Genomic DNA, 9,497 nt, shown 5'->3' on the forward strand with positions numbered 1-9,497 from the left:
AGTCGTCCTTCTCGTCCTTCGCCTTGTCCTGCTTGCCGTCCTCGGTGGTGGCCGTGTCCTTGACGCCCTGCGGGGTCGGGCCCGTGGCGTTGAGCTGCTGCACCAGGTCGGTGCCGCCGAAGGCGCGGGGGTCGGTGCCCGTGGCGTGGGCGGCGAAGATGAGCTGGGCGTAGGCGGCGGGTCCGCTCTGCGCGGCCCAGGTCGCGGAGTTCTTCTCCAGCCAGGCCAGCGGCTTCGCGGCACTGCCGACCCCGCCCCGCGCGGCGAGCGCGACGACGGCGTCGGCGGTGTTGCCGTAGTCGGGCTGGGGGTCGGCGCCGGCCAGGGCGGACATGAGGTGGCCGTCCTTGGCGACCGCCTGCATCAGGTGCGCGGCGCCGTTCGCGGCGGCCTGCTCCCGCGTGGGCTTGTCGCCACCGGCGCAGGTCGCGTCGCCGCCGCCCGCCGCCTTGCCCGGCTCGGCGACCAGGCCCTTGCCGAGCGCGCCGAGGACACCGGCGGCGGTCGCGTCGTCGTTGGCGAAGAGCTTGCCGTCCTTGTCGGGCTGGTAGGCGAAGGCGCCCGCGCCCTTGTCCGCCGAGCAGGGCAGCGCGAACGTCAGCAGGGCGTCGTAGGGCGTCTTGCCGTCCTTCGCGACCGACTCGGGCTTGGTGCTGGTGGCGGTCAGGGCGCCGATGACCACGGAGGTGGAGTTGGCGTCGCTGGGGCCGCCGGGGGTGTAGCCCCAGCCGCCGTCCTTGTTCTGCACGGACTTCAGCCAGCCGAGCGCGTCCTCGACGGCGTCGCCGTGCCCGCCGACGGCCCACAGCGCCTGGACGGCGGCGGCCGTGCTGTTGGTGTCGACCATGGTCTTGGCGTCGCAGGGCTTGGCGGTGTCGGCACGGTAGGCCGCGAAGGCGCCGTTGTCGCACTGCTGCCCGGTGAGCCACCGCACGGCCGTCGCGGACGGGATCACGCCCACGGTGTCCTGGGCGAGCATCGCGAGCGACTGGCGCCACACGCCGTCGTACTGGGGGTCGGCGGTGCCGTACAGCCCGGCCGGCGTGGACTTCGACGCGGAGGCGGACGGTGACGGGTCGGCGGCGACCGCGGGCGCGGCGGCGGCGCCGAGCACGGCTATGGCGGCCAGAGCCGTGGCGCTGCGACGGCGGACGTTCATGATCGGCGGGTGCCTTTCCCTGTGCGGGACCGGACAGCACGGGGCACCCCCGGCGGCTCGGCCCCGTATGCCTCGACGGTGCCCGTGCACGGCGGGCGCCGGGCACGTGAGCCGGTCACAGGTCCGTCCGGGGCGATCCGGCTCACCGCCCGGGAAGGCGGCTCACGGTTGCGGGTCAGCGCCGGAATTGCACCGGCTTCCCCCCGTACGGGTGTGATGACGACGCCGCCACTTTACCCGGCCGTAGCAAGGCGGGCCGAGGGGCGGTCGCGGGGGCCGCACGGACCTCCAGTACCGTCCGGGCATGCCGCTGGGGAGACTGCTGGGCGCCGGCCGCACGGCCGACGTGTACGAGATCGACGAGGCGTGGGTGCTGCGCCGCGACCGGGAGGGCGTCGGGGACGCCGTGGCCGAGGGCGCGGTGATGGAGCACGTCCGCGCGCACGGCTACCCGGCGCCGCGGGTGCGGCCCGGCGGTCCTGGGGCGCCGCGGACCGACCTGGTGCTGGAGCGGCTGTCCGGGCCGACCATGCTGCGGGCCTGCCTGTCCGGCACCCTGGCGCCCGGGGAGGCGGGCACGGTGCTCGCCGGGCTGCTGCGCCGGCTGCACGACGTCCCCGCGCCCCGCTCCGCCGATCCCGGCGTCCGCGTCCTGCACCTGGACCTGCATCCGGACAACGTGATCCTCACGCCCGACGGGCCCCGGGTCATCGACTGGTCCAACGCCGAGGAGGGCGACCCGGGCCTGGACTGGGGCATGTCGGCGGTGATCCTCGCCCAGGTGGCCGCCGACGACGGGCCGATGGCCGGGCCCGCCGCGGAGATGCTGGCCGCGCTGCTCGCCGACCCCTCGGGCCTCACCCCCGACGGTCTCGCCGAGGCGCGGCGGCGGCGCGCGGCCAACCCGACCATGAGCCGGCGGGAGCGGGAGGTCCTGCCGGACGCCGAGGCGCTGATCCGCACGCACCTGACCTGACCGGCTTCCCGTCCTCACCGGACCGGCGTGCGCGCCTCCCCGGCCTCCCCGGCCTCCGTCAGGTCGAGCAGGCGGCAGGCCGTGTCGATGTCGCCCTTCACCTGGGCGATGGACGCGCGGCCCGAGAGCCAGGTGATCAGCGTGGAGTGCCAGGTGTGCTCGACCACGCGGATCGCCGAGAGCTGCTCGGGGGTCGGGTGGTCCAGGCCGCCCATCGCGTCCAGGATGATCGCCGTGGTCTGGCGGGAGACCTGGTCGACCTCCGGGGAGACGCTGCGGTCGGCGAAGGTGAGGGCGCGGGCCATCGCCTCGGCCAGCTGCGGCTCGCGCTGGAGGGCGCGGAACGCCCGCATCAGGGTCTGCGCCACCCGCTCCGCCGCCGTCTCACCGGTCGGCGGCTGCCGGCGCAGCGTCGCGTGCAGGTGCTCCAGCTGGTCCTGCATGGTCGCGACCAGCAGATGCACCTTGGACGGGAAGTACCGGTACAGCGTGCCGAGGGCGACCTGCGAGGACTCGGCGACCTCGCGCATCTGCACCGCGTCGAAACCGCCCCGGCCGGCCAGCCGGGCGCTCGCCTGGAGGATGCGGCGGCGGCGGGCCTCCTGCCGCTCCGTCAGCGGCGGGGAGGAGGCGGGTGCCGTCGCCGGGTTGTCCACCTTGGTCACCTTCTTCCCCCTGCCTGTCCCGTCGTGGCCGCCGTCGTGGCGTGAATCACCTGATCCACTCGTCACAGCGCCCTTACCTGCCGGTAGATTCGGAGCCTCTGACGATCAAGTCTGAAACTTGTTCTAGATTAACGTCCCGGCATAGTGTCGCGGGACGAAGCAGGGAGAGAGGGGCCCAGAGTGACCGCTGAGGCCAGTCAGGCGGGTCCTCGTCAGGAGCTCGCCGCAGACGGCTTGCGACCGCTCCGCATCGCACTCCTCACCTACAAGGGAAACCCGTTCTGCGGCGGCCAGGGCGTTTACGTCCGGCACCTCTCACGCGAACTGGCCCGCCTGGGCCACCGGGTCGAGGTCATCGGCGCCCAGCCCTACCCCGTGCTCGACGAGGGCCACGACGACCGGCTGTCCCTCACCGAGCTGCCGAGCCTCGACCTCTACCGGCAGCCCGACCCCTTCCGCACCCCGAAGCGCGGCGAGTACCGCGACTGGGTCGACGCCCTGGAGGTCGCCACCATGTGGACCGGCGGCTTCCCCGAGCCGCTGACCTTCTCGCTGCGCGCCCGCCGCCATCTGCGTGCCCGCCGCGGCGACTTCGACGTCGTCCACGACAACCAGACCCTCGGCTACGGGCTGTTGGGCGACGTGGGCGCCCCGCTCGTCACCACGATCCACCACCCCATCACCGTGGACCGGCAGTTGGAGCTGGACGCCGCCGAGGGCCGCAAGCGCCGCCTGTCCGTGCGCCGCTGGTACGCCTTCACCCGCATGCAGAAGCGCGTCGCCCGCCGCCTGCCCTCCGTGCTCACCGTCTCCGGCACCTCCCGCCAGGAGATCGCCGACCACCTCGGCGTACGGGACGACCGCATCCACGTCGTCCACATCGGCGCCGACACCGACCTGTTCTCGCCCGACCCGTCGGTGCCGCAGGTGCCCGGCCGGATCGTGACCACGTCCAGCGCGGACGTGCCGCTCAAGGGCCTCGTCTTCCTGGTCGAGGCGCTGGCGAAGGTCCGCACCGAGCAGCCCGACGCCCATCTCGTCGTCGTCGGCAAGCGGCCCGCCGAGGGGCCCGTCGCCCAGGCGATCGAGCGGTACGGCCTGGGCGGCGCCGTCGAGTTCGTCAAAGGCATCACCGACGCCGAACTCGTCGACCTCGTCCGCTCGGCGGAGGTGGCCTGCGTGCCGTCCCTGTACGAGGGGTTCTCGCTGCCCGCCGCCGAGGCCATGGCCACCGGCACCGCCCTGCTCGCCACCACCGGCGGGGCCGTCCCCGAGGTCGCCGGACGCGACGGGGAGACCTGCCTCGCCGTACCCCCGGGCGACGCGGGCGCGCTGGCCGCCGGACTGAAGCGGCTGCTCGGCGACCCCGCGCTGCGGGCCCGGCTCGGCGCCGCCGGACGCGAACGCGTGCTGCGCCACTTCACCTGGGCGCGGGCCGCCGAGGGCACCGTCGCCCGCTACCGCGAGGCCATCGGCCCCGCCTCCCCGACCACCCCGAGGACCGTGACGGGCCCCGCGGCCCTCACCGGTGACACCGGCGTCTATCCCGAAAGCAGGGCCACGTGCTGACCGTCGACTTCTCCCGGTTCCCGCTCGCCCCCGGCGACCGCGTCCTGGACCTCGGCTGCGGCGCCGGACGGCACGCGTTCGAGTGCTACCGGCGCGGCGCCCAGGTCGTCGCGCTGGACCAGAACGCCGAGGAGATCCGCGAGGTCGCCAAGTGGTTCGCCGCGATGAAGGAGGCCGGTGAGGCCCCCGCCGGTGCCACCGCCACCGCCATGGAGGGCGACGCGCTGGCCCTGCCCTTCCCGGACGAGTCCTTCGACGTCGTCATCATCTCCGAGGTGATGGAGCACATCCCCGACGACAAGGGCGTCCTCGCCGAGATGGTCCGCGTCCTCAGGCCCGGCGGCCGCATCGCCATCACCGTGCCGCGCTACGGCCCCGAGAAGGTCTGCTGGTCGCTGTCCGACGCCTACCACGAGGTCGAGGGCGGCCACATCCGCATCTACAAGGCCGACCAGCTCCTCGCCCGCATCCGCGAGGCCGGCCTCAAGCCGTACGGCACCCACCACGCGCACGCCCTGCACTCGCCGTACTGGTGGCTCAAGTGCGCCTTCGGCGTCGACAACGACAAGGCGCTGCCCGTGCGGGCGTACCACAAGCTGCTGGTCTGGGACATCATGAAGAAGCCGCTGGCGACCCGCGTCGCCGAGCAGGCCCTCAACCCGCTGATCGGCAAGAGCTTCGTGGCCTACGCCACCAAGCCCCACCTCCCGCCGGTGGACGCCACGTGACCACCCCCCGCACCGAGCACCTCGTCCTGCCCGGCGTCCTCACCGCCGAGCAGGCCGCCGCCACCGTCCGCGGCATCCTCGCCGTGCAGCGCGAGGACGGCGCCATCCCGTGGTTCCGCGGCCACCACCTCGACCCCTGGGACCACGTCGAGGCGGCCATGGCCCTGGACGCGGCCGGCGAACACGCCGCCGCCGAGCGGGCGTACACCTGGCTGGCCCGGCACCAGCAGCAGGACGGCTCCTGGTACGCCGCCTACGCCGACGGCGACTTCGCCGACGTCACCGACCGCGGCCGGGAGACCAACTTCGTCGCCTACGTCTCCGTGGGCGTCTGGCACCACTACCTCGCCACCGGCGACGACACGTTCCTCGACCGCATGTGGCCGGTCGTCGTCGCCGCGACCGAGTTCGTCCTGCGGCTCCAGCGGCCCGGCGGGCAGATCGGCTGGCGCCGCGACGACGACGGCACCCCCACCCACGACGCCCTGCTCACCGGCAGCTCGTCCATCCACCACGCCCTGCGCTGCGCCCTCGCCATCGCCGAACAGCGTGAAGAGCCGCAGCCCGGCTGGGAGTTGGCGGTCGGCGCACTGCGGCACGCCATCCGGCGCCACCCCGAGCGGTTCCTCGACAAGGGCCGCTACTCGATGGACTGGTACTACCCCGTCCTCGGCGGCGCGCTGACCGGCACCGAGGCCCGCTCCCGCATCGAGGAGAGCTGGGACCGCTTCGTCGTCCCCGGCCTCGGCGTGCGCTGCGTCGTCCCCAACCCGTGGGTGACCGGCGGCGAGTCGGCCGAACTCGCCCTCGCGCTGTGGGCGGTGGGCGAGTCCGACCGCGCCCTGGAGATCCTCCAGTCCATCCAGCACCTGCGGGATCCGGACAGCGGGCTGTACTGGACGGGGTACGTCTTCGACGACCAGGTCGTCTGGCCGCGCGAGCTGACCACCTGGACGGCCGGGTCGCTGCTGCTCGCCGTCGCCGCGCTCGGCGGCCACGAGGCGACCTGCCAGATCTTCTCCGGCGACCGGCTGCCCAGGGGGCTCGACCCGGACTGCTGCGTCTGACCTGCCGGTCCCGCCGGCGCGGTCAGCGCCTCGGTCCCGTCAGCGGTGGCCGAGGCGGTTGGCGATGGCGTGGCCGACGAACAGGTAGACCAGCGCGGCCAGTCCGTACCCGGCGACGACGCGCGCCCAGGCCTCGTCGAAGGTGAACAGGTCACGCGACCAGCCTGCCAGCCAGTTGGCCGCGTCATGGACGAACCGCACCAGGTCGTTGGCCCGGTTGGCGTCCAACAGGTACATCAGGATCCACAGGCCGAGGATGAGGGCCATGATGTCCGCGACGATCGCGATGGCCCGGCCTGCGGAGCTGGAACCGTGGTATCTAGACATGCTTTCCGTATGGCCCCGCAAGCCCGACGGAAACCTGTGCGAACGGCCCCCCGCCCGGAACTGCGTCCGGGCGGGGGGCCGTTGGGGTCGTTCAGCGACTTTCTGGGATCAGCCGCGCTGGATGCCCGAGGTGTCCTGGAGGACGCCGCGACGGCCGTCCTGCGTCTGCGCGACCAGGTTCGCACCGCGCTGCTCGACGGCCAGGTACCAGGTGCCCGGCGCCAGTTCGGCGATCGGCGTCGGCGAACCGTCCTCCGCGAACAGCGGACGCGGCACCGGCACGGCGAACCAGAACGGCGAGAAGTCCCCGGCCGGCTGCGCCTGCGCCTGCTGCGGGGCCTGCGGCTGCCCCGGCTGCGGCTGACCCGGCTGCGGCTGACCCGGCTGAGGCTGCCCCGGCTGCGGCTGACCGCCGAACGCCGGCTGGCCGGGCTGCCCCGGCTGACCCGGCTGCGCGCCGTACGGCTGCTGCGGCGCACCCGCGCCCGGGTAGCCGTAACCACCCTGCGGCTGGGCCCCGTAGGGCTGCGGCGCGGCCGGACGCTGGGCCGGGACGAGCGCGCCCTTGAGAGCGGGCACGAGGGGCGTGGCGATCGCGGCGGCGGCCATGAGCAGCGTCGCGATGAAGGCGAGGATCAGGCCCATGCCGGCGTCCGGACCGTCGGAGGAGCCGCCGAAGTTGTCGGTGCCGCCGGCCGGGTCGAAGACGTTGCCCAGCGCGGTCCACGCGGCGAAGATCGCGAAGGCGGCACCGAACTGCCCGAGGTCGAGCCCGGCGACCTTCTTGGGCTGCGGCAGGCTCCGGGAGACCACGACGAGAGCGGCGCCGATGATGCCCGCGAGGACGACCCCCATCAGGACAGGGCCGCTTTCCCACAAGTTGGGCATTTCGACACTGTCGGGCACGCCGTCGATCGAGTAGATGTCGAGGAACGACGCGATGAACAGCAACACCGCTGCTCCGATCACCACGCCGTCGCCTCGAGTGAGGGAGCGGATATTCACTTCAGGTCCTTCGTAGGTCGTCTCGTCGTCGGTAGAGGCGTCGCTGTCACCATGTCGCCGTCGGGCCCTGATGGGAAGCGCGGGGGTGACCCCTCATCGTACGGAGACACTATCGTCCGCACGCCGGGCCTGTCCGCAGGGATCTGTACGGCGATCACTACCCGCGCAGGAAACTCACGATTCCCTCAGACATCCCCTGCGCCGCCTTCTGCCGCCACGCGCCGCTGGTCAGGAGGGCCGCGTCCTTGCTGTCACGCATGTTCCCGCACTCGATGAACACCTTCGGAACCGTTGACAGATTGAGACCGCCCAGGTCCGTGCGCGTGACCAGACCCGTACCGTCACCGATGTAGTTGGAGGGCGCGCTGCCCGTCACGCGGACGAAGTTGCCCGCGATGCGCTGGCCGAGTTCCGCGGAGGGGGCGACGATGGCACGGGTGTCGGCGGCACCGTCGTGCACCGAGCCCGGCAGGATCACGTGGAAGCCCCGGTTGCCGGCCCCCGCGCCGTCGGCGTGGATCGAGATCGCGGCGTCCGCCTTCGCCTCGTTGCCGATCCGGGCCCGCTCGTCCACACAGGGCCCGTAGGGGCGGTCGCCGTCCTGCGTCAGCTTCACCGTGGCGCCCTGCGCCTCAAGGAGCGTGCGCAGCCGGTGGGCCACGTCCAGGGTGAACTTCGCCTCGGGCCAGCCCGCGTTGGTGGCCGTGCCCGTGGTGTCGCACTCCTTGTGGTTCGTACCGATGTCGACCTTGCGGTTGATCTCGGACGTGTGCTGGAAGTTGCCCGTGTTGTGCCCCGGGTCGATGACGACGACCTTCCCCTTCAGGGGGCCGGAGTTCGCGGCGGGCGCGGACGGGGACGCGGAGGGCTTGTCGTCCACGGCCGAAGAGGACGTACCCGTCGGCGACTTGGCGCCCGGCGCGGAATCCCGGGGAGACGGCGCCCTCGACGTCGCGGCGCCGGACGCCCGGTCCGTGCCGCCGTCGTCGTCCGGGCCGCCGACCGCCGCGTACACCCCCCAGCCGAGCAGCGCACCGGGGACGAGCGCGGCGATCGCCACGGTCAGCGGGCGACGCAGGGGGGAACGGCGGGGCTGGGGTGGATCGAAGTCCGGGCCTGTGTACGACACGTCAGCCACCTTAGAGGCCCCGGGCGCGCTCCGCAGGGCGCGTCCGGTCAGTCGTCTGTCAGCCGTCCGGTCCGTCGTCCGTCAGTCGTCGTCCGACTGCTGCTCGTGGCGGTAGGTGCCGCGGGCCAGCTCCTGGAGCAGCTCGTGCTCGGTCTTGCCGGTCACCCTCGCCATGGTGCGCAGCAACTGCGCGCAGAGCGCCGCCGCGCCGTCCATCAGGGCCTCCGTCGCCAGCGGGTCCTCGCGGCGCCGCTCGGCGACGTACTCGGACAGCAGGTCGTCCCCGGAGACGTAGGCCGTCATGAACTCGATGCCGGTGCGGACGCGGTCGTAGTCACTGCTCATGGCCGAACGATCGCATACGGCCGCGCGCCGGGGGCGGCGGACGCGATCAGATTCCCTTGCCCGTGCGCCGCAGGACACGCAGCGAGTCGGTCGCCGAGACCTCCGTGAACGCGCCCGACGCGAGCGCCCGGAGGTGGACGCGGTACGGGGCCTGGCCGGTGAACTCGTCCGCCGGGTCCGGGAAGACGTCGTGGATCACCAGCAGGCCGCCCTCGGCCACGTGCGGGGCCCAGCCCTCGTAGTCGGCGTTCGCGTGCTCGTCGGTGTGGCCGCCGTCGACGAAGACGAGGGCGAGGGGGGAGTTCCAGATCGCGGCCACCTGGGGGGAGCGGCCGACCAGGGCGACTACGTGGTCCTCCAGGCCCGCCTTGTGGAGCGTGCGGCGGAAGGTCGGGAGCGTGTCCATCACGCCGAGGTCGGGGTCGACCGTCTCCGGGTCGTGGTAGTCCCAGCCCGGCTGCTGCTCCTCGCTGCCCCGGTGGTGGTCGACGGTGAGCGCGGTGACCCCGGCCCGGCGGGCCGCGTCA

Annotated in this window: 11 protein-coding genes; 4 read left to right on the top strand and 7 right to left on the bottom strand. The window is 73.3% G+C overall.

All coding sequences use genetic code 11. From position 1 onward, the window contains the following. A partial coding sequence (locus tag GTW67_RS35480) for an SCO2321 family membrane protein (protein WP_161168824.1) occupies positions 1 to 1,159 on the bottom strand: 1,159 nt, incomplete at its 3' end. Positions 1,160 to 1,463: 304 nt separating this feature from the next. Between GTW67_RS35480 and GTW67_RS35485 the strand changes: the two genes are divergently transcribed. Then, positions 1,464 to 2,135 carry a phosphotransferase gene (locus GTW67_RS35485; RefSeq protein ID WP_161168825.1) on the top strand — a complete coding sequence of 224 codons (672 nt, stop codon included), beginning with the start codon at positions 1,464 to 1,466 and terminating at the stop codon, positions 2,133 to 2,135. A 14-nt stretch (positions 2,136 to 2,149) separates the two neighbouring features. On the opposite strand, the gene GTW67_RS35490 is transcribed toward GTW67_RS35485, so the two are convergent. Beyond that, positions 2,150 to 2,800 carry a TetR family transcriptional regulator gene (locus tag GTW67_RS35490; protein WP_161168826.1) on the bottom strand — a complete coding sequence of 217 codons (651 nt, stop codon included), beginning with the start codon at positions 2,798 to 2,800 and terminating at the stop codon, positions 2,150 to 2,152. 180 nt (positions 2,801 to 2,980) lie between these two features. Between GTW67_RS35490 and GTW67_RS35495 the strand changes: the two genes are divergently transcribed. Genes GTW67_RS35495 through GTW67_RS35505 form a run of 3 tightly spaced genes read left to right on the top strand, consistent with a single transcriptional unit; the run spans position 2,981 to position 6,164 of the window. Beyond that, positions 2,981 to 4,369: a glycosyltransferase gene (locus GTW67_RS35495; protein ID WP_161168827.1), complete on the top strand. Its 1,389-nt coding sequence runs from the start codon at positions 2,981 to 2,983 to the stop codon at positions 4,367 to 4,369. Next, positions 4,363 to 5,097, top strand: a complete 735-nt coding sequence (locus GTW67_RS35500) for a methyltransferase domain-containing protein (RefSeq protein ID WP_161168828.1) — start codon at positions 4,363 to 4,365, stop codon at positions 5,095 to 5,097. Before GTW67_RS35495 ends, GTW67_RS35500 begins: the two co-directional genes overlap by 7 nt. Beyond that, positions 5,094 to 6,164 (top strand): prenyltransferase, encoded by a 1,071-nt coding sequence (locus GTW67_RS35505; protein WP_161168829.1) that lies wholly within the window; start codon positions 5,094 to 5,096, stop codon positions 6,162 to 6,164. The genes GTW67_RS35500 and GTW67_RS35505 overlap by 4 nt, the downstream gene beginning before the upstream one ends. 39 nt (positions 6,165 to 6,203) lie before the next feature. Here GTW67_RS35505 and GTW67_RS35510 read toward each other — a convergent pair whose 3' ends face one another. The 5 genes from GTW67_RS35510 to GTW67_RS35530 all read right to left on the bottom strand — a co-directional run. Then, positions 6,204 to 6,491 carry a hypothetical protein gene (locus GTW67_RS35510; RefSeq protein ID WP_161168830.1) on the bottom strand — a complete coding sequence of 96 codons (288 nt, stop codon included), beginning with the start codon at positions 6,489 to 6,491 and terminating at the stop codon, positions 6,204 to 6,206. A gap of 108 nt (positions 6,492 to 6,599) precedes the next feature. After that, on the bottom strand, positions 6,600 to 7,496 hold the full coding sequence (locus tag GTW67_RS35515; protein ID WP_161168831.1) for a DUF5336 domain-containing protein: 897 nt from the start codon (positions 7,494 to 7,496) through the stop codon (positions 6,600 to 6,602). Positions 7,497 to 7,653: 157 nt separating this feature from the next. Further along, positions 7,654 to 8,625, bottom strand: coding sequence for an N-acetylmuramoyl-L-alanine amidase (locus GTW67_RS35520; protein WP_161168832.1), 972 nt, complete (start codon positions 8,623 to 8,625; stop codon positions 7,654 to 7,656). Positions 8,626 to 8,706: 81 nt separating this feature from the next. Next, a complete protein-coding gene (locus GTW67_RS35525; protein WP_161168833.1) occupies positions 8,707 to 8,970 on the bottom strand; it encodes a hypothetical protein in 264 nt (87 codons plus the stop codon). 46 nt (positions 8,971 to 9,016) lie between these two features. Next, the coding region (locus tag GTW67_RS35530) for a class I SAM-dependent methyltransferase (protein WP_161168834.1) at positions 9,017 to 9,497 on the bottom strand (481 nt) is incomplete at its 5' end.

It is taken from the genome of Streptomyces sp. SID5910 (genome assembly GCF_009862125.1).
Taxonomy (GTDB): domain Bacteria; phylum Actinomycetota; class Actinomycetes; order Streptomycetales; family Streptomycetaceae; genus Streptomyces.

What these genes read in the sequence shown, in the direction of transcription:
- GTW67_RS35485 (WP_161168825.1), top strand. Translation starts at nt 1,464, where the DNA reads ATGCCGCTGGGGAGACTGCTGGGCGCCGGCCGCACGGCCGACGTGTAC.
- GTW67_RS35510 (WP_161168830.1), bottom strand. Translation starts at nt 6,491, where the DNA reads ATGTCTAGATACCACGGTTCCAGCTCCGCAGGCCGGGCCATCGCGATC.
- GTW67_RS35525 (WP_161168833.1), bottom strand. Translation starts at nt 8,970, where the DNA reads ATGAGCAGTGACTACGACCGCGTCCGCACCGGCATCGAGTTCATGACG.